Consider the following 25,848-nt stretch of genomic DNA (forward strand, 5'->3'; position numbering starts at 1 on the left):
CAGAGCAAGGGTCTCAATGCGACAGATTGCCGATCAGGCGCGACAAGTTGCGGGGCTGAGGATCTCCAGCAGGCGGTCATTGCCGCACACCAGCGATTCGAGGGAGACCTCATCAAGATGGGCAAAAAACGCCTCGGCGGCATCTGCCAGGGCCAGCCGCAGGCGGCAGGCCTCGACCAGCGGACAGGTGTTGTCGACATCGGCAAAACACTCCGCCAGCGGCACCGAGGCCTCCAGCGAACGAAACACATCGCCGATGCGAATCTCCGCGGCCTTGCGGCCCAGCATCAGCCCGCCGTTGCGACCGCGTTGCGTGCGCAGGAAGCCCAGCTGACCCAATTGATTGATGACCTGCGCCAAATGGTTTTCCGAGGCATTGCACCTGTCGGCGATTTCCGATTTTGTCACCAAGCGACCGTCATTGGCGGCGCAAAACATCAGAATACGGATCGCAATGTTGGTTCGTTTGGTAATACGCATGGGTTTAGACCTCGCAGCAGCTGAGGCCTGCACCATGCACCTCACAGGCCTGTGAGGGATTGATATGGATCAAGATTGGGGTGATTTCCTGCATGGCAAATGCATTTTTCTTTGGCTACGGCTCCCTCGTGAACCGCAAAACCCACGTCTATGAGGATGCCCATCGCGCCAAAGTGCAGGGCTGGCGGCGGGCCTGGCGCCATACTGCACTGCGTCCGATTGCCTTTTTGACCGGGGTACCCGCGCCCGACAGCGCCATTGAAGGGCTGATTGCTGGGGTGCCGGGCAATGACTGGGCGGCGCTGGACGAACGCGAATTTGCCTATGACCGGGTGGCGTTGACTGAGGCGCTGGATCACCCGCTGCCGGCACGTCCCGAAGTGGCGATTTATGCGATCCCTGAGGGCAAACATGGCGCCCCGGATCGCCGCCATCCGGTTCTGCTGAGCTACCTTGATGTGGTGGTGCAGGGCTATCTGCAGGAATTTGGCGCAGACGGCGTTGCTGACTTCTTTGCCACCACAGACGGCTGGGACGCGCCGATCCTGGATGACCGCGCCGCGCCTTACTACCCCCGCCATCAGGTGCTGAATGCAAAAGAGCGCAGTCTGGTGGATCAGATGCTGGTGCTGGTCGGGGCCACACCAATGCATCTGGAGGGCACCGAACTGGCGGAATTTGAAGCCGCCCTGCAGTTTGGTGGCCGCAGCTGAGGATCTGCGTCTCATTTAAGCGCTAAAACCACGCATTCCCCGCCCCATCTTAGGGCCGGGGCTGCGATAAAAACCCGCCAAGACGTGAACAATTCGGCCAATTTCCCGCTTTTGTTCCGCAAATTCCGCCCGAATACCCCCTAAAGAGAGCGCCTCCCCTCCGTTTTGACGGGGTTAAATGGGGCCGTTTCCGGCCGTTCTTCATACTGGGAAAAACGATCCAACGCTGCCGCTTAGGGTCACATGTATTTTTGTAACGTTTCACGAGGGCTTTTTACCAATGACGCAGATCGGACAACTAGAGAAAGCTCTCGAAGGGGGAAACATGAAGAAACTAAGAACCGTCTCGCAGATTATTCGCAAACGTCGCCTTTTCTGTGTGTCGCCCGACGACATGGCCCGTCAGGCCTGTAAAATCATGACAAACCGCAAACTGGGCGCGCTGCCGGTCATTGATGACAACGGCACCCTGGTTGGCGTGATCTCCGAGCGTGACATCGTGCGCCGCTGCATTGGTGGCAAACGCAAAACCGTTCGCACCGCGATCCGTGAGGTAATGACCCCGGATCCCATCGTTGCCAAATCCGATGACACCATCGTGGTGGCCATCGCGGTGATGATGCAGAACCAGATCCGCAACCTGCCGGTTGTTGAAAACGGTGTGGTCATTGGCATGATCTGCATGCGCGAAGTGGTGACCGAGCTGTCGACCCTGGCCGTGCAGAACTTCGGCCTGGCCGGCATCGTTCAAGACACTGAACTGCAGGTCGCTGAGCGCGTCTGATCCGATTTAGCGCTACGGGGCACTCCCCCCAAACTTCGCCCAGTGGCCGCAAAGAAAAACCCCCGCGATGCAGATCGCGGGGGTTTTGCGTTTCTTAGGCCAGCGGGTCTTAGGCCAGTGGGCGCGTTAGCCGCGCGCCTTGACCACCTGCAGCAGCGGCATCACATCGCCCATGTCGGGCCCATGGCCCTGACCGGTCAGCGCCTTGCGCAGCGGCATGAACAGACCTTTGCCTTTGCGGCCAGTGGCCTCTTTCACGGCCATGGTCCAGCTTTTCCAGGTGTCCCCGTCAAACGGGCCTTCGGGCAGCAGTTTCATTGCCTCGGCAATGAATTCCTTGTCCTCATCCGCGATCTCAGGCTCTGCACCTTCGCTGAACAGGGTCCACCAGCCTTTGAGGTCACCGCGCACGGTGATGTTGTCACGGGTCACGGTCCAGAACTGTTCCGCCAGATCCGCCGGCACACCGATTTCGGCAATCTCATCCTTCACCGCGTCAAACGGCAGGGTCTGCAGATAATGCCCGGTCAGCGGGAACAGATCCTGCACATCAAACTTGGTCGGCGCGGAGCCGAATTTGTTGATGTCAAAGCCTTCTGCCAGTTCCGCCATCGAGGACCGCAGTTCGACCGGATCAGAGGAGCCCAGACGCGCCATTTGGCTGAGCAGCGCCAGCGGCTCCACCCCCTGTTCGCGCAGATCCTTGATCGCCAAAGTGCCCAGACGTTTTGACAGCGCCTCACCCTGCGGGCCGGTCAGCAGCGAATGGTGGGCAAAGGCCGGAACCGTGCCGCCCAGCGCCTGGATCATCTGGATTTGGGTCGCGGTGTTGGTCACATGGTCGGAGCCACGCACAACATTGGTCACACCCATTTCAGTGTCATCCACGATCGAGGCAATGGTGTAGAGCACCTGACCATCAGCCCGGATCAGCACCGGATCAGACACCGAGGCCGCATCAATCGAGATGTCGCCCAGAACACCATCGGTCCATTCAATCCGCTGATGGTCCAGCTTGAAGCGCCACACGCCATTGCCACGCTCCGCGCGCAGGGCGTCTTTCTCATCGTCCGACAGGGCCAGCGCGGCGCGGTCATAAACCGGCGGCTTGCCCATGTTCAGCTGTTTCTTGCGCTTCAGGTCCAGCTCAGTCGGGGTTTCAAACGCCTCATAGAAGCGGCCCATCTCACGCAGCTTGTCAGCCGCTTCGGCATAGCGGTCCAGACGCAGCGACTGGCGCTCCATCACGTCCCACTCCAGCCCCAGCCATTCCAGATCGCGTTGGATCTGGTCGACATACTCTTCCTTCGACCGCTCCGGGTCGGTGTCATCGATGCGCAGAATGAACTTGCCGCCCGCCTTTTTGGCGATCAGATAGTTCATCAGCGCGGTGCGCAGGTTGCCAACATGGATGTAGCCTGTTGGCGAAGGGGCAAAACGGGTAACGGTCATCGTGATCTCCTGTTGCTGGGCCACATGTCACAGGTTGTGCGATTTGTCCAGTTGGGGCTGCGTTTCCAAGGGGTGCGCACTGGTTATCACGAAAGCGTGAAAGCACGGGACTGTTGCGCCGCGCCGCCTACCCTCCTGAGCCATTGATCTTGACCCGCTGATCTGTGGAGGAACCCCAAATGCCCCTGACGTCCCCGTATATTTCGCGCCGCCATCTGTTGCTGGCCGGCGCCGCCCTGCCCGTTGCAGGCGCGCTGTCCCCCTCGCCTGCGTTTGCCGCAGCTGAAATGCTGGGCGCCGCGACGCCCAAATTCAACCGTTTCAAGCTGGGCGAGATGGAGGTCACAACCCTCCTGGCCGGCACCCGCACCGTGGAAGAGCCGCAAAAGATCTTTGGCATGAACGTCAGTGCCGCGGACTTTGCCCAAGCCTCGGACATGGCGAACATCCCCACCGATAAGGCGCAGTTTTTCTTCACCCCCACCATCGTCAACACCGGCAGTGAGCTGGTGCTGTTTGACACCGGCCTCAATGGTGCGGGCATCGCTGCCGCTGTCACCGCCGCTGGCTATACGCCGGATCAGGTGGATGTGGTGGTGATCACCCATATGCATGGCGATCATATCGGTGGCCTGCTGACCGATGGCGTCGCCACCTTCCCCAATGCCCGCTATGTGACCGGATCGACCGAATTTGACCACTGGGCCGGGGCTGAAAACGAACGCTTCGAAGGCAACGTGCGCCCGCTGGCCGAACAGATGGCGATGATCGGCGATGGCGACAGCCCGGCCTCGGGCATCACCGCGATGGCAGCCTTTGGCCATACACCGGGCCATATGACCTATATGCTGGAGTCTGGTGGCAAACAGCTGCTGATCGCGGCGGATTTTGCCAACCACTATGTCTGGTCGCTGGGCTACCCCGATTGGGAGGTGCGTTTTGACATGGACAAAGCCGCTGCCGCCCAGACCCGCCGCAAGGTGTTGTCGATGCTGGCCGCAGACCGCGTGCCCTTTATCGGCTACCACATGCCCTTCCCCGGCATGGGCTATGTCGAACCCCGCGGCGACGGTTTCCACTACACCGCAGCCAGCTATCAGCACATGCTCTGACAGTGGCTCACGCAGGCTGGACCGGCCAGATCCGGTCCAGATCCTGCAGCCCAGTCCGGATCAACTCCGCCAGAACCTCCAGATCAATATCCGCCAGCTTGTTCACATAGAGGCAGGACTTGCCCAGCTTGTGTTTGCCCAACCGGTTTAGGATTTCTGAGTAATCCTGATAGCCCGGCATGATATAGATCGACAGGTTCGCCTTGCGCGGGCTGAACCCGGTGGCCAGGAAATCACCCTCACGCCCCGACTGATACCGGTAATGATAGCGGCCATAGCCAATGATCGACGCCCCCCACATGACGGGCGGGAATCCGGTGACGCGCGGGAACAGGTCCAGCAGAACCAAGCCATCTTCACGCCGTTTCACAGGTTCCACAGTCGCAAGGAAATCACGCGGGTTCAGATCATGGGGTTGGGTTTTATTGGCCATGTCCCATGCTGACGCAGAGATATGCTGGGATCAAGCCACATGCGCCGCGCGGGCGGATAGGCTGCGCAGTGAGTATTTTTGAAACAGTGAAAGCCTGTTTCAGCGTTCCCCAAATACTCCCGCCGGAGGCAACCCGAGGGCCATCAGGCCCGAGATATCCAGCGCGCCCCGATCAGGGGCGCACAATTTGGGTACGGGTTGGATCAGGCGCCGCTGGGGTCGCGCCAGCGGTTGACGATCGGGTAGCGGCGGTCCAGCCAGAAGGCTTTGCGCGAGAGCCGGGTGCCCGGCGCAGATTGGAAGCGTTTGTATTCGCTGATCAACAGCAGATGTTCCACCCGTTTTACGGTGTCGCGTTCATAGCCCGCGGCCACGCAATCGGCGACTGAGGCTTCCTCATCCACCAGCATGGTCAGGATCCCATCGAGGATCTCATAGGGCGGCAGGCTGTCTTCGTCTTTTTGATCGGGGCGCAGCTCGGCGCTTGGGGGTTTGTCGATGATCGACACCGGGATCACCGTGCCCTCAGGCCCCGCCATCCAGTTGCGGTGATTGGCATTGCGCCAGCGGCAGACGTCAAAGACGCGGGTTTTGTACATATCCTTGATCGGATTGTAGCCGCCGTTCATATCGCCGTAGATCGTGGCATAGCCGACCGCGACCTCGGATTTGTTGCCGGTGGTCAGCAGCATTTCACCAAACTTGTTGCTGAGCGCCATCAGCAGCAGGCCGCGCAGGCGGGATTGGATGTTTTCCTCGGTCAGGTCCTCATCCCGGCCGGCAAAAAGCGGCGCCAGAGTATTTGTCACCGCCTGACGGCTTTCAGAGATCGGCACGTAGTCGTAGTGGCAGCCAAGGTTTTTCGCCAGCGCCTCAGCATCCTCGAGCGAGCCCTGCGAGGTATATTCCGACGGCAGCATTACGCAGCGCACGTTTTCAGCGCCCAGCGCGTCAGCGGCGATGGTCGCAACAATCGCACTGTCGATCCCGCCGGAGAGCCCCAGCAGCACCTTCTGGAAGCCGGATTTGCCACAGTAGTCGCGCAGCGATTGCACCATGCAGCGATAATCCTGTTCCATCTCATCCGGCAGGCTGGCTTTGGGGCCGTCTTCGGCCATCCAGCCACCCTCGGTGCGCCTCAGCGTGACATGGGCCAGCGCCTCATCAAACAGCGGCAATTGCAGCGCCAGCTTGCCGCCCGGGTTCAGAATGAACGAGCCGCCGTCAAAGACCTGATCGTCCTGACCGCCCACCATGTTGAGGTAGATCAGCGGCAAGCCGGTTTCGACCACGCGGGCCACCATATGGTTCATCCGGCGTTCGAACTTGCCGCGATAGTAAGGCGAGCCGTTGGGCACCAGCAGGAACTCAGCCCCGGTTTCCTCCAGCGTTTCCGAGACATCCTCAAACCAAGCATCTTCGCAGATCGGGGAGCCGATGCGCACCCCGTCGATGTCATAGGGCCCTTCCAGCGGGCCGTGATCAAACAGGCGCTCTTCGTCAAAGACGGTGTAATTGGGCAGGTGATGTTTGCGCCGGATATGGGCGATCTTGCCGCCTGACAGGATGTAGTAGGCGTTGAACAGCTGGCCGCCTTCGGCCAGCGGGCCGCCGATTGCGATGGCGGGGCCGTCTGCACAGTCTACCGCCAGCGCGCCCATCAGCTCATAGGCGCGGGCCTGCAGCGCGGGTTTCATCACCAGATCCTGCGCGTTATAGCCCAGCAGGAACATTTCCGGCAGGGCCAGCAATTGGCTGCCTGCGGTTTTGGCCTCAGCCCAAGCCTCTTTTGCCTTGGCGGCGTTGCCCTCCAGATCCCCCATCACCGGGTTCAGCTGGGCCAGTGTCAGTCGAAATGTATCGGCCAATTGCTGCGCTCCTCTTTGGCGTCACCCCTGTGATGTAACAGATCACCCGGCAAGGGAAAGCCGATTTGCAGGAAAGCCGTTGCCTGATCGGCATTCCTCGCCTAGGTTTTTGCATGTTTCAGAGGGAACGGGGACCTGGGGCTCAGGAATTAACATGGCGAAAAAGCACAATAAACAGGCGGCAGCAGTCGCGCGGGTGGCACTGGTGGCCGGACTGGCGGTGACAGGTGTGGCCGGTGCAGGCCAGGCACAGGACAGTGATGTCCTCACCAAGCAATTTGATGACGGCGGTGTCTATGAAGGCACCTTCAAGGGTGGTTTGCAGCATGGCACCGGCACCTACCGGTTGCCCAATGGCTATGAATACACCGGCGCGTGGGTTGAGGGTGAGATTAAGGGCCTGGGCGTGGCCCGCTTCCCCAATGGATCGGTCTATGAGGGCGCCTTTGAGAAAGGCAAACCGCACGGGCTGGGCAAGATCGTCTTCACCGATGGGGGCACCTATGAGGGCGACTGGGTTGAGGGCAAAATCTCAGGCCAGGGCGTAGCGACCTATGCCAACGGCGTGCGCTATGAGGGCGGCTTTCAGGATGCGATGCACCATGGCCGCGGCCGGATGCAGAGCCCGGGCGGCTATGTGTACAACGGCGATTGGGTGAGCGGCGTTAAAGAGGGCTTTGGCAAGATCACCTATCCCGATGGCGCCATCTACGAAGGCGCTGTCGCCCGTGGTGCGCGCGAAGGTCAGGGCACGCTGACCATGCCGGACGGGCTGGTCTACACCGGTCTGTGGAAAGACGGCCAGATCAACGGCAAGGGCAAGCTGACCCAGCCCAATGGCGATGTCTATGAGGGCATGCTGGTGGGCGGCCGCCGGGAAGGTCAGGGCAAAGTCACCTACGCCAATGGCGACACCTATGAGGGCATGTTCCAGGAAGACAAGCGCGACGGTCAGGGCACCTTTAACGGCGCGGATGGCTATCGCTATGTCGGCGCCTGGGTCGCCGGCCAGATCGAGGGTGACGGCACCGTGACCTACCCCGATGGGTCAACCTATGCCGGACAGTTCCGCGCCGGACTGGCCGATGGGATCGGCAAGATCACCTACCCCGATGGCGCCACCTATGAAGGCGACTGGAAGGCCGGTGTGATCGATGGCCAGGGCAAGGCGACCTACCCCAACGGGCTGACCTATGAGGGCAGCTTCATCAACGCGCAGAACCACGGGTTTGGCATCATGACCTACCCCGATGGCTACCGCTACGAGGGCGATTGGCTGGAAGGACAGCGCCACGGCAAGGGGCAGGCCACCTATGCGGACGGCACGCTTTACAATGGCGACTTTGTTGCCGGTCAGCGCGAAGGTGTGGGCGAGCTGACCATGCCGGATGGCTTCCGCTACAATGGTCAGTGGAAAGCCGGCGAAATCTCAGGCAACGGCATTGCCACCTACCCGAATGGCGACAGCTATGAGGGCGCCTTTGAAAACGGTAAACGCTCAGGCCAGGGCACCATGCGCTACGCCACCGGGCAAGAGGCCAGCGGCACCTGGGAAAACGGCGCCCTGAACAACGACGCGGCGCCTTCGGGCAACTAAGACGCCCGACAAGACTTAGAAAAGCCCCGGTCCTGCCGGGGCTTTTGTTTTGGTTCAGATCCTTCATTCCAATTGGGGCGACGGCCCGCTCAGAACTTGCCGTTTTCATGAACCATTTCGGCGGGAGTGGGGGCGACGACGTCCCAGTGTTCGACGATCTTGCCGTCTTCGACACGCCAGAGATCAAAGAAGGCCCAGGGCTGGCCGCTGACAACGGCGTCGGAGGCGACAAAGACAAAGTTGCCCTCAGCCACGACGATCTGCGGGTCAAATTTGGTGATGACAAAGCCCTGATCGGCCCAGGCTTTGGTGCCTGCGATCAGCCCGTCGATCCCGTCGGCGAGGTTGGGATTGTGCTGCATATAGACCTCAGAATAGAGCGGCGCTTTTTCCGGGGCGGCACCGCCCAGAACGTCGCGCACAAAGCCCAGGACCAGCGCCTTGTTCGCCTCGGTTTTATCCAGATCGGTGATCCCAGTGGCGCCATCGGTCATGCCGCGGCCGGAAACGGTGGTTTCTGGCACCGGCTGCAGATTGTCCCAATGTTCGGCGACCTTGCCATCCTCCACCCGGAAAATGTCAAATGCGGCGAGGGTCGGGGCGCCGAAAGCATCGGCGTTTTCAAAGGTGCTGTGCAGCACAACCAGATCACCTTCGGACAGGACGCGGTGGGTTTTCACCTTCATGCCAGACTGCGCCACCAGCGGAATAAGCCCTGCCAGCCCATCAGCCCCGGTCGGCACCTGCGGATTGTGCTGAATGTAGTCGGGCGTCACCAGCTGACGGGCGGCTTCGGGATCGTGATCGACGAAAGCGGCGGTGAAAAGGGCGATGACAAGTTCTTTGATGGCCATGGTGTGGTCCTCTGATTCGTAGGTTGTGACTACGTGGTATCAAATTCATACCACATAGCAATTACGTACCTTAAAGTGACCTGGTATGTTGAACCCTACCTGCTTGTGTATGCAGGACTTGTTGAGGTGCGGGGGCTTCGTTACTGTAGAGGTAAGTTGTGAATCACTACTAGGAATGATCATGCTACCCATTGGCGTTGCCAATAAGGCCGAGGCTTCGAACTGCTGCATCCGATCCGTACTGTCCAATGTGACCGGCAAGTGGCGGATGATCGTCATTCTGGCGCTGGAGGATGAGCCGAAACGGTTTGGCGATCTGAAACGCTGTATTGGCGATGTGACCCAAAGCGTGCTGACCGAGAACCTGCGCGGATTGCAGCGCGATGGTTATCTGACGCGCACGGTCGATCCCGGCCCGCCGGTGGCCGTGTCTTATGAGCTGACGCCGCGCGGGCGCAGCCTGCTGGAGCTGCTGAAACCGCTGGTGTTCTGGTCACATGATCAGATGGATCCGGTGCGGCAAACCCGTATGGAATATGACCGGGCCAACGCCAAATAGGCGCCGGTTCCGCTCCAAGTGGCGGCTCACCATTCCACCCGCGTGCCCTGCCAATCGAAGAACCCGCCGCTGTCCTCGGGGCGCAGTGCCTCCATCACCTGCAAAAGGTTTGCCGCCGATTGGGCCGGTGGCACGGTGGCGTGACGGGCGGCGTAGTTTTCAGTGAAAGATGTGGCCACAGTGCCCGGATGCAGGGCGGCGCAGATGACGCCCTTGTGGCTGCGGGCCAGCTCGATCGCGGCGGTGTGGATCACCTGATTGAGCGCCGCCTTGGCACTGCGGTAGCTGATCCAGCCGCCAAGACGGTTGTCGCCGATGGAGCCAACGCGGGCCGACAGCGCGGCGAAAACCGCCCTGCCCTGACGCGGCAACAGCGGCAGCGCATGTTTCAAGACCATCGCAGGCCCCAGACAGTTAATCGCGAACTGATCCGCCATCGCCGCCGGGTCCAGCGCCTTGAGGGTTTTTTCCGGTGGTTGCCCGGCCCCGTGCAGCGCCCCGGTGGCGACAAAAATCAGATTATAGGGCCCCTGTAAGGCGCCAAGATGCGCGCTGACTGAGGCCTCATCCGTCACATCCAACCCATCGACGGAGCGTGACAGGGCCGTGACGGACACGCCCCTTGCCTGCAACTCTGCCACCATTGCTGCGCCGATACCGCCCGACGCGCCGATTACCAATGCTTGTTCCATAAGCGGTGACCTAGCGGTCGTTTCTTGCGCGCCAAGGTCAGATTCTGACTTTTCATTTCAAATAAGCCGGTTATAACTTCGCCCCATGACGATGAAGGGCCATATCATTTCGACCGACCACCGCGCTGGCTGCGCGGGCGTTTCGGCTGCCCTCATCCTACTGCTAAGCCGCCTCTGAGCGTGCCGTTTTGGCGCGACCGCTCAGAGGATGTGCCTGTTTCGCGCCCAAACCCGCAAAACCAAACCACCGGCTTACGCACGTAATTACATAAGAGACCTGACATGACCGATTCCGCGACCACATCCCCCGCGCAAGATCACGTATTGATCTTTGACACCACGCTCCGCGATGGCGAACAAAGCCCCGGCGCCACCATGACCCATGATGAAAAGCTCGAAATTGCCGAGATGCTGGACGATATGGGCGTGGACATCATTGAGGCCGGTTTCCCGATCGCCTCGGAAGGTGACTTCAACGCGGTGAAAGAGATCGCCCAGCGCTCCAAGAACTCGGTGATCTGCGGCCTGTCGCGCGCCAACTTCAAGGACATCGACCGTTGCTTTGAAGCGGTGAAACACGCCGCCCAGCCGCGCATTCACACCTTTATCGGCACCTCTCCGCTGCACCGCGCCATCCCCAACCTCACCAAGGATGAGATGGCCGAGAAGATCCATGAAACCGTGACCCATGCGCGCAACCTGTGTGACAATGTGCAGTGGTCGCCGATGGATGCGCTGCGCACCGAACATGACTACTTGTTCCGGGTGATCGAGATTGCGATCAAGGCCGGGGCCACCACCATCAACATCCCGGACACCGTGGGCTACACCATCCCGCGTGAAAGCGCTGACCTGATCGCCAAGATCCGCGCCAATGTACCGGGAGCGGATGAGGTGATCTTTGCCACCCATTGTCACAATGACCTTGGCATGGCGACCGCCAACTCGCTGGCGGCGGTTGAGGCCGGGGCGCGTCAGATCGAATGCACCATCAACGGTTTGGGCGAACGTGCTGGTAACACTGCACTGGAAGAGGTTGTGATGGCCCTCAAGGTCCGCAATGACACCATGCCCTATGCCACCGGCATCGACACCACCAAGATCATGGGCATCTCGCGCCGTGTGGCGGCGGTGTCCGGCTTTAACGTGCAGTTCAACAAGGCGATTGTCGGCAAGAACGCCTTTGCCCATGAAAGCGGCATCCACCAGGACGGCATGCTGAAGAACGCTGAGACGTTTGAGATTATGCGTCCCGAAGATGTGGGCATCGCCGGCACCTCGCTGCCGCTTGGCAAACATTCGGGCCGTGCGGCGCTGCGTTCGAAGATGACCGAGTTGGGCTTTGAACTGGCCGACAATCAGCTGAACGATCTTTTTGTGCGCTTCAAGGAGCTGGCGGACCGCAAGAAAGAGGTCTTTGACGACGATATCATCGCGCTGGTGCAGGTCGAGGCCGGTCAGGCCGACGCTGATACCATCCAGTTGAAGCGCCTGCGGGTGATCTGCGGCACCGACGGCCCGCAGGAGGCCGAGCTGACCCTGACCATTGAGGGCGAAGAGAAAAGCATCGATGCGACCGGGGACGGCCCGGTGGATGCGGCGTTCAACGCGGTGAAGATGCTTTACCCCCACAACGCCCGCCTGCAGCTTTATCAGGTGCACGCCGTGACCGAAGGCACCGATGCACAGGCCACCGTTTCGGTCCGCGTCGAAGAAGATGGCCGCATCGCAACCGGCTCGTCAGCAGATACCGACACTGTGGTGGCCAGCGTCAAAGCCTACATCAGCGCGTTGAACCGGCTGATCGTGCGCCGCGAAAAAGTTGCGCCCGGCGGCGACAACAAGGAAATCAACTACAAGGACATGCACTAACCGGCTGCCCTAGCGTCATACTCCTAAAGAGAGCCCCGGACCTACCCGCCGGGGCTCTCCAGTGTTTCATTTGTGTGTACCCGCCCAATTGTCGACATTTTTATGGTAAACAGGTTCGGTTCCAGTAATCAGGCCAGCTTTTCCGTCTTGGAATCGTCCCCCCGGCCAACCTGTTTGCGAGAAACCGGACGTTGATGAAGTACCTAAATATCGGCAAGAGCCCGCTCTTCCCCGCCCCCCGGCGGTTCCGCCGACAGGTGCGTACATCCTATTCGGTCTTGCTGATCCTGGCGCTGCTGTCGCTTTATTCGGTCTTATCCAACCTCATATTTGCCAGCTACAACACTGCCCTGATCGCCTCTGGCGCGGTGGGGGCATTGGGGGCTGCGGCCTGGCTGCATCATATCGGGCGGCACACGCTGGCGCGGTTCGTGATGCTGACGTCGGTCAATCTGGCGATCTTCCTCTCCAGCTTCTTCCTGCCACAAAACAGCAACATGTCGATGTTCCTGCTAGCCTTTATCGGACTGCCGTTCATCGTGATGTCCTGGCGCGAAAACCGTCCGATGATGGCCTATTTCTGTGCTCTGCCGATGGTGCTGTGGATCATGCTGATGGTCACCAACTACGGCAATGGCGCCTATTTTGAGCTGGATCCGCAAATCACCGCGCTGTTTGGCTACAGCCATTCCATCATGGTGTTTGCCTTCGTGATGATGGAGTTCTTCTATTACGACCGGGTGACCCAGAACTATTCCCGCGCCCTGCGCCGTGCGCTACGGGCCGAGGAACGCGCCAACCGCGCCAAGACCGCTTTTCTGCGCTCAATGAGCCACGAAATGCGCACGCCTCTTAGCGCTGTGCTCGGGGCCGCGGATCTGTTGGAGCATCACCCCAAGGCCACGCCAGACATCAAACGCCTGGCCAAGATCGTGGCGGATTCCGGCACTGACCTGTTGTCGCTGACGGAAAAAAGCATGGCTTATGCACGCATCACAGCCGGCAATGTCGATCCCGATCTCAGCCCGGCGGATCCGCTGAGCCTGATTGATCCGGTGATTGAACGGTTCCGCGACAAAATCGATCGCAAAGAGATCAGCGTCGAAATCAGCAAGTCCAACCATCACAAGGTGATCGTCGATCCAGCCATGTTCACTGAGGTGATCGCGCAGATCTTTGACAATGCGCTGACCTATACGCCCTGTCAGGGCTCCGTCCGGTTGCAGATCCGTGATGGCAAAAGCGGCGCTGTGCGGCTGATGGTCAGTGACACCGGTCCGGGCATTCCAAAACAGAACCACCGCGCGGCCTTCAAACCCTATGAGCGGTTGGAACAGACCTATGGCACCAAATCCGGCGGCGGTGTGGGGCTGACCATTGCGCGGTCTTATGTGCACGCGATGCACGGCGAAATCGGGCTGGAGCGGGAGCCGTCAGATGGCACCCATGTCTGGATCGAGGTGCCCGCGGCCTGACTTGTCCCGGCGCGGATGGTGCGGTCGGTGCGGTTAGCGCGATCAGAACCGTTCCAGCAGACGTTTCAGATAGTCCAGCTCTTCCTGCGGCCGTGCCCCTTCGCCTGAGCGGCGGCGGATCTCATCCAGCAACTCACGGGCGCGGCGATAGACATCTTCGCCCTGAAGCATGTTTTCATCACCGTTAAGCGCCCCACCGGCCCCGGGATTTCGGCCCAGTGGGTCACGCTGCGCACCGGCGGTGTTGCCTTCGGCCTGTCCCTGACCGGGCTGCTGCTGACGCTGCTGCTCGGCCAGTGCTTCGCCAAGATTGCGCATGCCTTCACGCAGCTGGTCCATCGCTTCGGCCTGTTGATCAATAGCGCCCGCCAGATCGTTTTCCCGCAGCGACTGTTCGGCGCCTTCCATCGCCCGCTCGGCCTGCCTCAGGGCATCGCGGGCGGCATTGCCGGCCTCACTGCCCTGCCCGGGCAAATTGCCCAGCTGGCGGTTCAATTCCTGGCGCAAGGCCTCTTGCCGTTCGGCAAGGCTGCCCTGGTCGGGTTGACCGCCTTGGCCCTCTTCACCGCTTTCACCAGGCTGACCACCGGGGCCATCCCCGTCCTGGCCCTGTCCGTTCTGGCCCTCATGGCTCTGGCCGCGTCCCTGACCGCCATTGCGGCCTTCGTTCTGCTGCGACTGACCCTGATTGGCATTGGGGTTGAACTGTTCCTGCAGGTCGCGGAAGGCCTGATCCGAAAGCCCCTGCTGATCGCGCAGGGTTTCTGCCAGATCCTCCATCGCCTGCTGCCCGGGCGAGTTCTGGCCCTGACCTTGGGTGACCTGCATGTTTTCCATCAGCTGTTGCAGCTCTTCCAGCGCCTGCTGCGCCTCGGCCATGCGGCCTTGCTCCATCAACTCCTGAATGCGGTCCATCATCGCCTGCAGATCGTTCATATCCATCTGCATGCTGTTTTCATTTTCCGCGCGCTCGAACTCATCCATGTCCTGCTGCTCTTGCTGCGCCTGACGCGACAGTTGCCGCAGATAATCCTGCGTGGCGTCGCGCAATTCCTGCATCAGCTGGGCGATCTCTTCGTCGCTGGCACCGTTGCGCATCGCCTCGGACAGGCGTTCCTGCGCCGATTGCATGCGTTCCAGCGCATCATCGATGTCGCCGTCTTCCAGCTGCACGGCGAGGTTCCACAGCGCCTCAGCCAGTTCATCGCGGGTGTCATCCGCCAGCCCTGTCGGCAGCGCGGCCTCAAGGCGGCGCAGGATGGTGCGGAATTGCAGGTAGGTGCCCTCGTCACGGAACAGGCGATCCTCAGGCTGCCAACTGATGGCGCGCATGACCATGGCCACACGGGGGGCATTTTCCCGGTTCCACAGAAGGTCACGCCGCTGTTCGATCACGGCCGCGGCAAGCGGGTCAAAGAAGCGGCGCGCCGGAAGCGGGATCTGCAACACATCGGCAATGCCTTCTTGCCCGGCAGCGTCCTGAACCCGCAGGGAAATGCTGACCGGCAGATGCGCCCATGGGTGTTTCGAAAAATCCTCAATCCAGACCTCTTCGAAGTCATCACGGGCACCGGCAATGGGCAGCGGCAGATCACTCATCAGCGTGTCGCGTGGTTCCGGTGGCAGCGCCAGACCGTAGCGGCGATCCACGGCGGCCAGATCCAGCGTAACCTCAGCCTCCCCCATCTGGATGCCGTAGTCATCCACGGCCTCATACCCTAGGCTCATTTGCCCCTCGTAAGAGGTTTCGGGCATCGCGGTCACTGCAACACGCGGGGCCATATCAGGCTGGATCACCACAACCCAACTGCGGCCGCCCTCGCCTTCGATGGTCAGGGCGCCGTTTTGGGTGATGGCAAAGCTTTGTTCGGGGGCGGCGGGGTCTTGGGCCTCCGGGCTGGGGGTGCTGATGGTTTCGGCCACCTTCAGGGCACCGACCTCACCATAAAGACGCAGGATCAACCGGCTGCCTTCGGCAACCTCCAGCAGGTCCTCTTTCTGATCGGCCAGGTAGCGGGTGGGCAGGCCGGTGTAGCCCGGTGCCTCAATCCAGCCCTCCCAGGAAGGGCCTGCGGTCAGCGCCTGCGCGGCACCGCTCAGCGGATCCACCTCAGAGACGCGGGCTAGGCTGCCGAAAACCAGACCAATCCCGAGCAGCAGCATCGCATGGTAGCGCAGCGCATAAGGATCGCGCCGGGCAAGGCCGGGCGCAGGTGCCACTGGCCGGGCATCGGCCATCCGATCAGCCATCCGTTTCTGATGCGCCGCCCAGAGCGCCTGCGAGGCGGGATCGCTGGCGCCGATGGCCTGCTGATCCAACACCGCCTGAATCGGGCGCCCATTGAGGGTTTCATCCACCCGCGCCAAGGCCGCGCCTGCAGCGGGCAGGCGGAACATCCACAGCCCGCGCAACAGGCCAAAGAGGATCAGCGCGCCAAAGACGGCGTAGGTTCCAAGGATCAATGAGGGCGGCAGCAAGTCCTGCGCGCCAAGCAGCAGCGCCGCCAAGCCAAGAAAGACCGCCGTCCACAGCGGCCAGAAGGCCCGCGCCAGGTTTTCTGACAGCATCCCCAGCCAGGTCAGCCGAATCGACCACAACGGCAGCCGCGCCTTGGGCGGCGCGGGCTTGGGTGGTTCAGCGTGGTTCCGGGTTTCCTGCGTGTCTGACATGACCTTTCCCCGCGGCGCTGCGCGGGGATCGCGTCAGAGCCACTCTGGGATGGTATCGCGTTTCAGCATCTCGTCAAACGTTGGTCGTTCCCGAATGACGGCAAATTGATCTTCGTGCACCAAAACCTCAGGGATCAGGGGCCGGGTGTTGTATTCGCTGGCCATGACAGCGCCGTAGGCCCCGGCTGAACGGAAGGCGACCAGATCACCGGGGGCCAGCGGCGCCATCATGCGTTCCTTGGCAAAGGTGTCACCGGTTTCGCAGACCGGACCGACGATGTCATAGGGCTGCTGTTCAATGCCGGGCGCCGGTTCATTGACCGAGACGATGTCATGATGGGCCTCATACATCGCCGGGCGCAGCAGATCGTTCATCGCACCATCCAGAATAAGGAAATCGCGCCCTTCGCCGGATTTCACATAGATCACCTTGGAGACCATGATCCCGGCGTTGCCCGCGATCAGGCGGCCCGGTTCAATCTCAATCTCACAACCCAGATGGCCCAGCTCTTCTTTGATCATCGCGCCATATTCGACCGGCAGCGGCGGGGCTTCGTTTGAACGGGTGTAAGGAATGCCCAATCCGCCGCCCAGATCCAGACGGTGAATGTCATGGCCGTCACTGCGCAGCGCCTCGGTCAGGTCGGCCACTTTGCGATAGGCCAGGCGGAAGGGTTCCAGATCGGTCAGCTGACTGCCGATATGCACATCGATGCCAACAACCTGCAGACCCGGCAGGGCAGCCGCGCGGGCATAGACCTCGCGGGCGCGGGCGATTGGGATGCCGAATTTGTTTTCGGATTTGCCCGTGGCGATCTTCGCGTGGGTTTTGGCGTCCACATCCGGGTTCACGCGTACGGTGATCGGTGCCACCTTGCCCAGCGACAGCGCCACCTCATTGATGACCTCCATCTCGGGCTCGGATTCGACGTTGAACTGGCGGATCCCGGTGCTGAGTGCGGCGCGGATCTCCTCATGGGTTTTGCCAACGCCGGAGAAGACGATTTTGTCCCCTGGCACGCCAGCGGCAATGGCGCGGGCGTATTCGCCCCCCGAAACCACATCCATACCGGCACCGGCCTGCGCCAGCGTTTTCAGGACCGCTTGATTGGAGGCCGCTTTCATCGCGTAGCAGACCAGATGGTCCATGCCCGCCAGCGCCTCATCAAACAGGCGGAAGTGGCGCAGAAGCGTTGCTGTGGAATAGCAGTAGAACGGCGTGCCGACCTTGGCGGCAATCTCAGCCACCGGCACATCCTCGGCATGCAAAACACCGTCACGATACAGGAAATGATCCATCTATCTGCCCTTCCGTCTTGATCGCAGAGGTCATAGCAGATCGCGCTATCGGATCAACGTGGCAATCGTATCAACACAATGGCAGCGTCCCCCGGGCAACGGGAGACGTCGCGCCGTTTGGTTAGCCTTCAGCACCAATCAGGGTCGAAATCAGCAGGCGCGCATTGTCGTCATGCCATTCCGCATCACCGATCAGGCGGCCAATCTCGCGCCCCTCAGGGTCAATCAGAACCGAAAGCGGCAGGCCGATCACGGCCATGTTGCGGGCCAGCTTCTGCTTAGGGTCGCGATGCAGCGGCAGGGTTTCGATCCCGGCATCGGCAAAGAATTTCTTCATCGATGGCACCGGATTGCGGCCGGTGGCGATGGTCACCACCTCAAAGGCGTCGCCGCCAAATTCAGCATTCAGTGCATCCAGCGCCGGCATTTCCGCGCGGCAGGGGGCACACCATGTGGCCCAGAAGTTCACCAGCACATATTTGCCGCGGTAATCGGCCAGTGCGATGGGGGCGCCCTCCACGGTTTCAAAGGCATCTGATTTCAGATCCTTCGCCGCATCATGCAGGATCAGCTTCTTCATGTCGCCTTCGCGCATCTCGCGCAACGCCTCCATATCGGCGGCGGCAGCGCCATTTGCACCAAGCATCAAGGCCGTATAAAGGGTTGTGGCAACAAACTTTCGCATTTTTCCTCCCAAGGGGCAGACCATGAGTGACAAATCCTCGAACCAGATGTGGGGCGGCCGTTTCGCTGCCGGACCGGACGCGATCATGGAGGCGATCAACGCCTCGATCGGGTACGACCAGCGCATGGCCAAACAGGACATCGAAGGTTCCAGGGCCCATGCCGCCATGCTGGCCGCCACAGGCATCATTACTGATAGCGATGCTGAGGTCATTCGGGAAGGTCTGCTCACGGTCTTGTCAGAGATTGAAAGCGGCACCTTCCAGTTTTCCACCGCGCTGGAAGACATCCACATGAATGTTGAGGCACGTTTGAAGGAAATCGTGGGTGAGCCTGCAGGCCGTCTGCACACCGCGCGGTCGCGCAACGATCAGGTGGCCACTGACTTCAAACTCTGGGTGCGCGATCAGATTGATGCGTCGATCGAAGGGATTGAGGCGCTGATGAAGGCGCTGATCGGTCAGGCCGAAGCGGGCTACAACTGGGTGATGCCCGGTTTCACCCACCTGCAGACCGCCCAGCCGGTGACCTGGGGCCACCATATGATGGCCTATGTCGAAATGCTGGGCCGGGACCTGAGCCGTTTCAAAGATGCCCGCGCCCGGATGAACGAATCGCCCCTGGGTGCGGCAGCACTGGCCGGCACCTCCTTCCCGATTGATCGCCACATGACGGCGGCAGCGCTTGGGTTTGACCGTCCGGCGGCAAACTCGCTGGATGCGGTGGCGGATCGTGATTTCGCGTTGGAGTTCCTGTCGAACGCCTCGATCTGTGCCATGCACCTTTCCCGCTTTGCCGAAGAGCTGGTGATCTGGTCCTCGGCGCAGTTCCGCTTTGTCACCATGTCGGACAAATGGTCCACCGGCTCATCCATCATGCCGCAGAAACGTAACCCTGACGCGGCTGAACTGTTGCGCGCCAAGCTGGGCCGGATCTTTGGCGCCAATGTTGCGCTGATGACCGTGATGAAGGGCCTGCCGCTGACTTATTCCAAGGACATGCAGGAAGACAAAGAGCAGGTGTTTGATGCCGCCGACAACTTCCTGCTGTCACTGGCGGCGATGACCGGCATGGTCAGCGATATGACCGGCAACAAAGACTCGCTCGCTGCCGCGGCTGGCTCTGGCTTCTCAACCGCGACAGATCTGGCCGACTGGTGTGTGCGCGCGCTGAACATGCCGTTCCGTGACGCCCACCACGTGACCGGATCGCTGGTGGCCCTGGCCGAGGAAAAAGGCTGCGACCTGCCGGATCTGACGCTGGAGGACATGAAATCGGTCAATGACCAGATCACCGAAGAGGTCTTCGGCGTGTTGGGGGTTGATAATTCGGTCGCTTCGCGCATGTCATATGGGGGCACGGCACCGGCACAGGTGCTGGTACAAATCAAACGCTGGAAGAAAGAACTGGAATGAAACCTCTGTTGCTTACCCTTGGCCTGCTGAGCCTTGCGGCCTGTGGCATCGATGGCGAACCGGTGAAACCCACGGCGGGGGCCTCGGTCAACATCGGCACCAATGGAATCACCACCTCTGCCGGGGTGGGGGTCCGCAAGGGCCCGATCTCCATCGGGATCGGCCTCTGACGCCTGGACCACAGTCTTTTTGAAACCGGGCAATCTGCCCTGTCTGGCCCGACCTTGGCAAAAGGTTGGGCCAGTTCGTTTTTGGTATCGGGCTGCGTGACGGGCGCAATTTAACCCTCTGTTAGGGAAGTTCGGACATCCTGTGGTCTATGGGGCCGCTGGCGCCCCGATGAACCAGAGGATCCGTCTCATGCCCGGCACCCCGCCCCGCCGCCTGCCGCCAACCGCTGATATTCCCGCCGGGATGGACAGCCCGCTGAACTATGCGGTGCAGCAACGTGACCGGGACGTGTTGCAAATGGTGGCAGATGCGCTGCGCCATGATGAGGTGCTGCTGGCCTATCAGCCGATTGTCGAAAGCAGGCGCCAGGATCACATCGCCTTTTACGAAGGGCTGGTGCGCATTCTGGATGCCACGGGCCGCGAAATTCCTGCCGCTCAGTTCATGCCTCAGGTGGAGGACCGCACCCTCGGGCGGGAGATTGATTGCACCGCCCTCAGGCTGGGGTTGCAGGCGCTGGCCAATGTGCCGGGGCTCAGACTGTCGATCAACATGTCTGCGCGGTCAATCGGTTACGCCAAATGGCTGCGGGTTCTGGATGAGGGGCTGCGGGCGGATCCCAGCGCCGGGGCGCGGCTGATTCTGGAAATCACCGAAAGTTCGGCGATGACGGTGCCCGAACTGGTGCGCAGTTTCATGGCTGAGATGCGGCGGCGGGATCTGGCCTTTGCCCTGGATGATTTCGGCGCTGGCGCCACCGCGTTCCGCTATCTGCGCGACTTCCGTTTCGACATGGTCAAGATTGACCGCCAGTTCTGTCACCGGGTCAGCACACAGCCGGACAATCAGGCCCTTGTTCGCGCTATGGTTATGATTTCAGAACAATTTGAGATGATGACGATTGCCGAGGGCATCGAAGAACCAGCCGATGCCAAATGGTTGTCAGCCGCCGGACTGCACTGCCTGCAGGGCTATCACTTCGGCTATCCGCGCCTGCATCAGCATTGGCATGAGGACCAGCGCGAAAAAGCGCGCGCCTGACCCTCCACCACGGAATGCGCTGCAACGCGGCAATTCCGCACTCTTGCCGCACTGCGGCGAATGTTCTATGACCAAGGGGAAGGCGGGAAGTGTTGGGCCCGCGGCGACGCGTTACCCCTGCGCAGATCCGCCATGATCTTGGTGGAGGAAGAACATGACCAATGTCGTCATCGTATCGGCAGCGCGGACCGCTGTTGGATCATTCAGCGGCTCATTTGCAAACACCCCGGCCCATGACCTAGGCGCAGCCGTACTGGAAGCGATCGTAGAACGCGCCGGGATCGAAAAGGGGGAGGTTTCGGAAACCATCCTCGGTCAGGTTCTGACCGCCGGTCAGGGTCAGAACCCTGCCCGTCAGGCCCATATCAACGCTGGCCTGCCGATCGAAAGCGCCGCCTGGGGCATCAACCAGGTTTGTGGCTCGGGCCTGCGCGCCGTTGCCTTGGGCGCCCAACATGTGCAGCTGGGCGATGCGGCGATTGTGGCTGCAGGTGGTCAGGAAAACATGACCCTCAGCCCCCATGTGGCGCATCTGCGTGCCGGCACCAAAATGGGCGACGTGAAATACATCGACTCGATGATCCGCGACGGTCTGTGGGATGCCTTCAACGGCTACCACATGGGCCAAACGGCCGAGAATGTTGCCGAGCAGTGGCAGATCAGCCGTGACATGCAGGATGAGTTTGCGCTTGCCTCGCAGAACAAGGCCGAAGCCGCTCAGAACGCAGGGAAATTTGATGATGAGGTGATCCCCTTCACCATCAAGACCCGCAAAGGTGAGATCGTGGTCGACAAGGATGAATACATCCGCCACGGCGCAACGATCGAAAACATGCAAAAACTGCGCCCTGCCTTTGTCCGCGACGGTGGCACCGTCACCGCGGCCAATGCCTCGGGCCTGAACGACGGCGCCGCCGCCGTCCTGCTGATGAGCGCCGATGAGGCCGAAAAACGCGGGCTGGAGCCTCTGGCCCGGATCGCCTCCTACGCCACCGCGGGTCTGGATCCGTCGATCATGGGCGTTGGCCCGATCTACGCCTCGCGCAAAGCGCTGGACAAGGCCGGTTGGGCCGCCGGCGATCTGGATCTGGTCGAAGCCAACGAAGCCTTCGCCGCCCAGGCCTGCGCCGTGAACAAAGACATGGGCTGGGACCCGTCGATCGTGAACGTGAACGGTGGCGCCATTGCCATCGGCCACCCGATCGGCGCCTCGGGCTGCCGGATCCTCAATACGCTGCTGTTTGAAATGAAACGGCGCGAGGCCAAAAAAGGTCTGGCCACACTCTGCATCGGTGGCGGCATGGGCGTCGCCATGTGCCTGGAACGTCCCTGAGGGCGCCGGTGAGAGAGCAAGACACATATCAAGGGCGCCACCACGGCGCCCTTTTTTTAGGCAATCTGTGCTGCAGGTGCGAAAAACTGCCACAGATAGCAAAATTCACCACGAAATAATATTGCGCGAACAAAAATCAACACGTAACACTATTACCAACTCAATTTCCGAACGGAGAGAAGACCATGGCACGAATTGCACTTGTAACCGGTGGATCACGCGGGATCGGCGCCGCAATTTCCAAACGGCTTAAGTCCGAAGGTTATGAGGTTGCCGCGACCTATGCAGGCAATGACGACGCCGCCGCAGCCTTCACTGCGGAGACCGGCATCAAGACCTACAAATGGAATGTCGCCTCTTACGAGGACAGCGCCGCAGGTATCGCCAAAGTTGAAGCGGACCTGGGCCCGATCGATGTGGTGGTGGCCAATGCCGGCATCACCCGCGACGCACCGTTCCACAAGATGACCCCGGAACAGTGGCATCAGGTGGTCGACACCAACCTGACCGGCGTGTTCAACACCGTGCACCCGATCTGGCCCGGCATGCGGGATCGCAAGTTTGGCCGGGTGATCGTGATTTCCTCGATCAACGGGCAGAAGGGCCAGTTCGCCCAGGTGAACTATGCCGCCACCAAAGCCGGTGATCTGGGCATTGTGAAATCGCTGGCACAGGAAGGCGCCCGCGCGGGCATCACCGCCAACGCCATCTGCCCCGGCTACATCGCCACCGAAATGGTCATGGCCGTGCCGGAAAAGGTGCGCGAGTCGATCATCGGTCAGATCCCCACCGGCCGTCTGGGCGAACCGGATGAGATTGCGCGCTGCGTGTCCTTCCTGGCGTCTGATGAGGCGGGTTTCATCAACGGATCCACCATTTCGGCCAACGGCGGTCAGTTTTTCGTCTGATCCCCAGAGCCAGATGTGACAGATGTGACAAAGGCCGCCCCGGTTTTCCCGTGGGCGGCCTTTTCGTCTCGTAAGTCCTGAAGATCAGGTCAGCGGGACGGTTCCGTAAGTGCCGGCCGAGGTTTTGGCAGGCGCAGCGGAACGAAACAGGGCGCGGAAGAGACCAACGAAGGCGGCACCACGTGCGGCGTGGGCGGCGGCGTAGGCGGCTTGGCTCTGGCGGGTCTGGGCAACTTCGATCATCGGGTATCTCCGTCATTAAGATGTCTGAACTGACCCTAATATGCGGTTTATACTGGGCTGCGACAAACGAGAGTTTCCAAGGCGTCAGTTAAGCTGTATTTAACTGACATGTCTGATCGTCTACCGCCCCTCACCTCCCTTCGTGCCTTTGAAGCGGCCGCGCGCCATATGTCCTTTGCCAAAGCGGCGGAGGAATTACATGTGACGCCCGCAGCGCTGTCTTATCAGATCAAATCCCTTGAAGAGCATCTGGGCGCGCCTTTGTTCATACGTCTTAACCGCGCGGTGGAGCTGACCGAAGCGGGCCGCGCCCTGTCACCGGGCGCGTCTGAAGCGTTTCAGACCCTGACCAATGCCTGGCGCGCCACACGCAGGTTGCAGGACAATACGACGCTGAACGTCACCGCAGGCCCGGCCTTCACCGCCAAATGGATGGCGCCGCGCCTTTATGAATTTGCCCGCGCCCATCCCGAAGTGGATCTGCGATTCTCCGCCACATTGCGGATGATGGACTTTGACCGCGATGAGGTCGATGTGGCGATCCGGTTTGGCTACGGTCCCGACCATGGTGTCTGGTCGCAAAAACTCAGCAGCGAATGGTTCACCCCGGTGATGCTGCCCGAAATGGCAGAGCGCTATCCCACCCCCGAAAGCCTGACCGAAGCGCCGCTGATCTTTGACGAATCGACCAATTTCCTGCGCCCCGCCTGTGACTGGGCGGCGTGGTTCCGCGCCATGGGGGTGGATCACGCGCCCACACATGGTCTGCATTTTTCGGCCGCGGACCATGCGGTGGACGCCGCCCTGGCCGGGGGCGGCGTGGTGCTGGGCCGCCGCGCCATGGTGGTCAAGGACATCTATGATGGCCGGCTGGTGGCCCCCTATGGTGTGGGTCTGGGGACCAAGGCGCATTTCCGGTTCCTCTGCCGACAGGGCACGGAAAACCGTCCACATATTGCGGCGCTGCGGGAATGGATGCTTGCAGAAATTGCTAAAACCATTTCTGTTCACAACGCATTAACCATTATCCCGGTAGAGGACGTCCCCGCCCCATGACCAGCCGCGCAAATTCCCCCGCCCCCAATGCTACGGGCGGCACACAGACGATGCCCCGATCCCGCGCCACGGCCATCGGTTTTGTTGCGGTGCTGCTTTGGGCGTTGCTGGCGCTGTTTACGGTGGGCACGGCCCCGACGCCGCCTCTGCTGCTGAACGCGATCTGCTTTGCCATCAGTGGCACATTGGGGGTGATCTGGACCGGTGTCACCGGCGGTGCGGGCAAGCTGCGAGCGGTGCCGCTGAAGGTCTATGCCTTTGGCACGATTGGCCTCTTTGGCTATCACGCGCTCTATTTCAGCGCCCTGCGGTTGGCGCCCCCTGCGCAGGCCGGGCTGATCGCCTACCTCTGGCCGCTGTTGATCGTGTTGTTTTCCGGGCTGCTGCCGGGGGAAAAACTGCGGGCGGGGCATTTCATCGGCGGGATCGTCGGCTTTGCGGGCGCCGCGCTGATCATCCAGGGCGGCGGCAGCGGCTTTGATGCCAGCGCCCTGCCCGGCTATCTGCTGGCGCTGGGATGCGCGCTGTTCTGGTCTGGCTATTCTGTCCTGTCGCGCAAACTGGGCGACATCCCGACCGAGGCTGTGGCGGTGTTTTGCATCGCAACCGCGATCCTGTCGGCCCTGCTGCATCTGGCAACAGAAACCACCCAATGGCCGGTTGGCCTCTGGGGGTGGGGATCGGCCATCGCGCTGGGGCTGGGGCCTGTGGGCCTGGCCTTCTACGTCTGGGATATCGGGGTGAAACGCGGTGACATTCAGCTGCTTGGTGTCAGCTCTTATGCGGCACCTTTGCTGTCGACACTGGTTTTGGTGGGCTTTGGCATCGCCGCCCCAAGCTGGTCCCTGGGGCTGGCGGCTTTGTTGATCACGGGTGGCGCGGGGTTGGCTGCCCGCGCCAGCTTGAAAAAGTGATCAGGCGGTTGCGGTACTGAGCCGTTCGATTTCTTCCTTCAGGCGCAGTTTCTGCTTTTTCATTTCGGCAATTTCCGCATCCGACGTGCCGGGAGCGCGCTGCGCTTCTTCGACCTGATGCGAGAGGGCACTGTGTTTTTTCTTCAGTTCTTCGATATGCGAACTCAAGGCCATATAATTCTCCTCTCAATGTTAGTGCGAGACTCTCAGTCCATCATAGATC

The 25,848-nt window shown here is 60.9% G+C and carries 25 protein-coding genes; 14 read left to right on the top strand and 11 right to left on the bottom strand.

Annotation, left to right across the window (positions count from 1 at the left end):
* Window positions 1-33: 33 nt before the first annotated feature.
* The gene (locus ACORLH_RS17560) at window positions 34-480 is read right to left on the bottom strand and encodes an Rrf2 family transcriptional regulator (protein ID WP_321829665.1); all 447 of its coding nucleotides are present in this window, start codon (window positions 478-480) and stop codon (window positions 34-36) included.
* Between the two features lie 92 nt (window positions 481-572).
* Here ACORLH_RS17560 and ACORLH_RS17565 point away from each other — a divergent pair, with 92 nt between their 5' ends.
* Window positions 573-1,193, top strand: a complete 621-nt coding sequence (locus ACORLH_RS17565; protein WP_321829666.1) for a gamma-glutamylcyclotransferase family protein — start codon at window positions 573-575, stop codon at window positions 1,191-1,193.
* Window positions 1,194-1,518: 325 nt separating this feature from the next.
* Window positions 1,519-1,977, top strand: a complete 459-nt coding sequence (locus ACORLH_RS17570) for a cyclic nucleotide-binding/CBS domain-containing protein (RefSeq protein WP_321829667.1) — start codon at window positions 1,519-1,521, stop codon at window positions 1,975-1,977.
* Between the two features lie 126 nt (window positions 1,978-2,103).
* Here ACORLH_RS17570 and gltX read toward each other — a convergent pair whose 3' ends face one another.
* Window positions 2,104-3,429, bottom strand: a complete 1,326-nt coding sequence (gene gltX / locus ACORLH_RS17575; RefSeq protein WP_321829668.1) for a glutamate--tRNA ligase — start codon at window positions 3,427-3,429, stop codon at window positions 2,104-2,106.
* Between the two features lie 179 nt (window positions 3,430-3,608).
* On the opposite strand from gltX, the gene ACORLH_RS17580 reads away from it, so the two are divergent.
* A complete protein-coding gene (locus ACORLH_RS17580; protein ID WP_321829669.1) occupies window positions 3,609-4,541 on the top strand; it encodes an MBL fold metallo-hydrolase in 933 nt (310 codons plus the stop codon).
* A 7-nt stretch (window positions 4,542-4,548) separates the two neighbouring features.
* Here ACORLH_RS17580 and ACORLH_RS17585 read toward each other — a convergent pair whose 3' ends face one another.
* Together ACORLH_RS17585 and ACORLH_RS17590 are read right to left on the bottom strand one after the other, a co-directional pair.
* Window positions 4,549-4,974 (bottom strand): DUF1801 domain-containing protein, encoded by a 426-nt coding sequence (locus ACORLH_RS17585; RefSeq protein WP_321829670.1) that lies wholly within the window; start codon window positions 4,972-4,974, stop codon window positions 4,549-4,551.
* A 203-nt stretch (window positions 4,975-5,177) separates the two neighbouring features.
* On the bottom strand, window positions 5,178-6,842 hold the full coding sequence (locus ACORLH_RS17590; protein ID WP_321829671.1) for an NAD+ synthase: 1,665 nt from the start codon (window positions 6,840-6,842) through the stop codon (window positions 5,178-5,180).
* 154 nt (window positions 6,843-6,996) lie between these two features.
* Here ACORLH_RS17590 and ACORLH_RS17595 point away from each other — a divergent pair, with 154 nt between their 5' ends.
* Entirely contained in the window at window positions 6,997-8,439 is a 1,443-nt protein-coding gene (locus tag ACORLH_RS17595) for a 2-isopropylmalate synthase (protein ID WP_321829672.1), read from the top strand.
* Between the two features lie 89 nt (window positions 8,440-8,528).
* Here the strand turns inward: ACORLH_RS17595 and ACORLH_RS17600 are convergent, their stop codons facing one another.
* The gene (locus tag ACORLH_RS17600; protein WP_321829673.1) at window positions 8,529-9,293 is read right to left on the bottom strand and encodes a nuclear transport factor 2 family protein; all 765 of its coding nucleotides are present in this window, start codon (window positions 9,291-9,293) and stop codon (window positions 8,529-8,531) included.
* A gap of 181 nt (window positions 9,294-9,474) precedes the next feature.
* Between ACORLH_RS17600 and ACORLH_RS17605 the strand changes: the two genes are divergently transcribed.
* Window positions 9,475-9,852, top strand: coding sequence for a winged helix-turn-helix transcriptional regulator (locus tag ACORLH_RS17605; RefSeq protein WP_058245044.1), 378 nt, complete (start codon window positions 9,475-9,477; stop codon window positions 9,850-9,852).
* A gap of 26 nt (window positions 9,853-9,878) precedes the next feature.
* Here the strand turns inward: ACORLH_RS17605 and ACORLH_RS17610 are convergent, their stop codons facing one another.
* Window positions 9,879-10,544, bottom strand: coding sequence for an SDR family NAD(P)-dependent oxidoreductase (locus ACORLH_RS17610; protein WP_321829674.1), 666 nt, complete (start codon window positions 10,542-10,544; stop codon window positions 9,879-9,881).
* A gap of 282 nt (window positions 10,545-10,826) precedes the next feature.
* On the opposite strand from ACORLH_RS17610, the gene ACORLH_RS17615 reads away from it, so the two are divergent.
* Together ACORLH_RS17615 and ACORLH_RS17620 are read left to right on the top strand one after the other, a co-directional pair.
* Window positions 10,827-12,416 carry a 2-isopropylmalate synthase gene (locus ACORLH_RS17615; protein WP_321829675.1) on the top strand — a complete coding sequence of 530 codons (1,590 nt, stop codon included), beginning with the start codon at window positions 10,827-10,829 and terminating at the stop codon, window positions 12,414-12,416.
* Between the two features lie 194 nt (window positions 12,417-12,610).
* Window positions 12,611-13,891, top strand: coding sequence for a HAMP domain-containing sensor histidine kinase (locus tag ACORLH_RS17620; protein WP_321829676.1), 1,281 nt, complete (start codon window positions 12,611-12,613; stop codon window positions 13,889-13,891).
* Window positions 13,892-13,933: 42 nt separating this feature from the next.
* Here the strand turns inward: ACORLH_RS17620 and ACORLH_RS17625 are convergent, their stop codons facing one another.
* The 3 genes from ACORLH_RS17625 to ACORLH_RS17635 form a co-directional block, all read right to left on the bottom strand.
* Complete coding sequence (locus ACORLH_RS17625) at window positions 13,934-16,561, bottom strand: TIGR02302 family protein (protein ID WP_321829677.1); 2,628 nt, start codon at window positions 16,559-16,561, stop codon at window positions 13,934-13,936.
* A 33-nt stretch (window positions 16,562-16,594) separates the two neighbouring features.
* Complete coding sequence (lysA, locus tag ACORLH_RS17630) at window positions 16,595-17,860, bottom strand: diaminopimelate decarboxylase (protein ID WP_321829678.1); 1,266 nt, start codon at window positions 17,858-17,860, stop codon at window positions 16,595-16,597.
* Window positions 17,861-17,981: 121 nt separating this feature from the next.
* On the bottom strand, window positions 17,982-18,545 hold the full coding sequence (locus tag ACORLH_RS17635; protein ID WP_058245050.1) for a TlpA disulfide reductase family protein: 564 nt from the start codon (window positions 18,543-18,545) through the stop codon (window positions 17,982-17,984).
* Window positions 18,546-18,567: 22 nt separating this feature from the next.
* Here ACORLH_RS17635 and argH point away from each other — a divergent pair, with 22 nt between their 5' ends.
* From argH to phbB, 5 genes are all read left to right on the top strand, one after another.
* Window positions 18,568-19,959 (top strand): argininosuccinate lyase, encoded by a 1,392-nt coding sequence (gene argH, locus ACORLH_RS17640; protein WP_321829679.1) that lies wholly within the window; start codon window positions 18,568-18,570, stop codon window positions 19,957-19,959.
* Entirely contained in the window at window positions 19,956-20,129 is a 174-nt protein-coding gene (locus tag ACORLH_RS17645) for a hypothetical protein (protein WP_165590043.1), read from the top strand. Before argH ends, ACORLH_RS17645 begins: the two co-directional genes overlap by 4 nt.
* A 190-nt stretch (window positions 20,130-20,319) precedes the next feature.
* On the top strand, window positions 20,320-21,171 hold the full coding sequence (locus ACORLH_RS17650) for an EAL domain-containing protein (RefSeq protein WP_321829680.1): 852 nt from the start codon (window positions 20,320-20,322) through the stop codon (window positions 21,169-21,171).
* Window positions 21,172-21,325: 154 nt separating this feature from the next.
* A complete protein-coding gene (locus tag ACORLH_RS17655) occupies window positions 21,326-22,504 on the top strand; it encodes an acetyl-CoA C-acetyltransferase (protein ID WP_321829681.1) in 1,179 nt (392 codons plus the stop codon).
* A 185-nt stretch (window positions 22,505-22,689) separates the two neighbouring features.
* Complete coding sequence (phbB, locus tag ACORLH_RS17660; protein WP_321829682.1) at window positions 22,690-23,412, top strand: acetoacetyl-CoA reductase; 723 nt, start codon at window positions 22,690-22,692, stop codon at window positions 23,410-23,412.
* Window positions 23,413-23,496: 84 nt separating this feature from the next.
* Here the strand turns inward: phbB and ACORLH_RS17665 are convergent, their stop codons facing one another.
* The gene (locus ACORLH_RS17665; protein WP_321829683.1) at window positions 23,497-23,655 is read right to left on the bottom strand and encodes a hypothetical protein; all 159 of its coding nucleotides are present in this window, start codon (window positions 23,653-23,655) and stop codon (window positions 23,497-23,499) included.
* Between the two features lie 108 nt (window positions 23,656-23,763).
* Between ACORLH_RS17665 and ACORLH_RS17670 the strand changes: the two genes are divergently transcribed.
* Window positions 23,764-24,711: a transcriptional regulator GcvA gene (locus ACORLH_RS17670; RefSeq protein WP_321829684.1), complete on the top strand. Its 948-nt coding sequence runs from the start codon at window positions 23,764-23,766 to the stop codon at window positions 24,709-24,711.
* A gap of 50 nt (window positions 24,712-24,761) precedes the next feature.
* Window positions 24,762-25,625, top strand: a complete 864-nt coding sequence (locus tag ACORLH_RS17675) for a DMT family transporter (RefSeq protein ID WP_321832847.1) — start codon at window positions 24,762-24,764, stop codon at window positions 25,623-25,625.
* Here the strand turns inward: ACORLH_RS17675 and ACORLH_RS17680 are convergent, their stop codons facing one another.
* On the bottom strand, window positions 25,626-25,799 hold the full coding sequence (locus tag ACORLH_RS17680) for a YdcH family protein (RefSeq protein ID WP_082626421.1): 174 nt from the start codon (window positions 25,797-25,799) through the stop codon (window positions 25,626-25,628).
* Window positions 25,800-25,848: the final 49 nt, after the last annotated feature.

The sequence above is a fragment of the Thalassovita sp. genome (genome assembly GCF_963691685.1).
In the GTDB taxonomy this organism is placed as follows: domain Bacteria; phylum Pseudomonadota; class Alphaproteobacteria; order Rhodobacterales; family Rhodobacteraceae; genus Thalassobius.

What these genes read in the sequence shown, in the direction of transcription:
- ACORLH_RS17635 (WP_058245050.1), bottom strand. Translation starts at nt 18,545, where the DNA reads ATGCGAAAGTTTGTTGCCACAACCCTTTATACGGCCTTGATGCTTGGT.
- phbB (WP_321829682.1), top strand. Translation starts at nt 22,690, where the DNA reads ATGGCACGAATTGCACTTGTAACCGGTGGATCACGCGGGATCGGCGCC.
- ACORLH_RS17580 (WP_321829669.1), top strand. Translation starts at nt 3,609, where the DNA reads ATGCCCCTGACGTCCCCGTATATTTCGCGCCGCCATCTGTTGCTGGCC.
- ACORLH_RS17570 (WP_321829667.1), top strand. Translation starts at nt 1,519, where the DNA reads ATGAAGAAACTAAGAACCGTCTCGCAGATTATTCGCAAACGTCGCCTT.
- ACORLH_RS17675 (WP_321832847.1), top strand. Translation starts at nt 24,762, where the DNA reads ATGCCCCGATCCCGCGCCACGGCCATCGGTTTTGTTGCGGTGCTGCTT.
- ACORLH_RS17605 (WP_058245044.1), top strand. Translation starts at nt 9,475, where the DNA reads ATGCTACCCATTGGCGTTGCCAATAAGGCCGAGGCTTCGAACTGCTGC.
- ACORLH_RS17595 (WP_321829672.1), top strand. Translation starts at nt 6,997, where the DNA reads ATGGCGAAAAAGCACAATAAACAGGCGGCAGCAGTCGCGCGGGTGGCA.
- ACORLH_RS17625 (WP_321829677.1), bottom strand. Translation starts at nt 16,561, where the DNA reads ATGTCAGACACGCAGGAAACCCGGAACCACGCTGAACCACCCAAGCCC.
- ACORLH_RS17560 (WP_321829665.1), bottom strand. Translation starts at nt 480, where the DNA reads ATGCGTATTACCAAACGAACCAACATTGCGATCCGTATTCTGATGTTT.
- ACORLH_RS17585 (WP_321829670.1), bottom strand. Translation starts at nt 4,974, where the DNA reads ATGGCCAATAAAACCCAACCCCATGATCTGAACCCGCGTGATTTCCTT.
- ACORLH_RS17610 (WP_321829674.1), bottom strand. Translation starts at nt 10,544, where the DNA reads ATGGAACAAGCATTGGTAATCGGCGCGTCGGGCGGTATCGGCGCAGCA.
- gltX (WP_321829668.1), bottom strand. Translation starts at nt 3,429, where the DNA reads ATGACCGTTACCCGTTTTGCCCCTTCGCCAACAGGCTACATCCATGTT.
- ACORLH_RS17615 (WP_321829675.1), top strand. Translation starts at nt 10,827, where the DNA reads ATGACCGATTCCGCGACCACATCCCCCGCGCAAGATCACGTATTGATC.
- ACORLH_RS17655 (WP_321829681.1), top strand. Translation starts at nt 21,326, where the DNA reads ATGACCAATGTCGTCATCGTATCGGCAGCGCGGACCGCTGTTGGATCA.
- ACORLH_RS17665 (WP_321829683.1), bottom strand. Translation starts at nt 23,655, where the DNA reads ATGATCGAAGTTGCCCAGACCCGCCAGAGCCAAGCCGCCTACGCCGCC.
- ACORLH_RS17600 (WP_321829673.1), bottom strand. Translation starts at nt 9,293, where the DNA reads ATGGCCATCAAAGAACTTGTCATCGCCCTTTTCACCGCCGCTTTCGTC.
- ACORLH_RS17565 (WP_321829666.1), top strand. Translation starts at nt 573, where the DNA reads ATGGCAAATGCATTTTTCTTTGGCTACGGCTCCCTCGTGAACCGCAAA.
- ACORLH_RS17650 (WP_321829680.1), top strand. Translation starts at nt 20,320, where the DNA reads ATGCCCGGCACCCCGCCCCGCCGCCTGCCGCCAACCGCTGATATTCCC.
- ACORLH_RS17670 (WP_321829684.1), top strand. Translation starts at nt 23,764, where the DNA reads ATGTCTGATCGTCTACCGCCCCTCACCTCCCTTCGTGCCTTTGAAGCG.
- argH (WP_321829679.1), top strand. Translation starts at nt 18,568, where the DNA reads ATGAGTGACAAATCCTCGAACCAGATGTGGGGCGGCCGTTTCGCTGCC.
- ACORLH_RS17645 (WP_165590043.1), top strand. Translation starts at nt 19,956, where the DNA reads ATGAAACCTCTGTTGCTTACCCTTGGCCTGCTGAGCCTTGCGGCCTGT.
- ACORLH_RS17620 (WP_321829676.1), top strand. Translation starts at nt 12,611, where the DNA reads ATGAAGTACCTAAATATCGGCAAGAGCCCGCTCTTCCCCGCCCCCCGG.
- lysA (WP_321829678.1), bottom strand. Translation starts at nt 17,860, where the DNA reads ATGGATCATTTCCTGTATCGTGACGGTGTTTTGCATGCCGAGGATGTG.
- ACORLH_RS17680 (WP_082626421.1), bottom strand. Translation starts at nt 25,799, where the DNA reads ATGGCCTTGAGTTCGCATATCGAAGAACTGAAGAAAAAACACAGTGCC.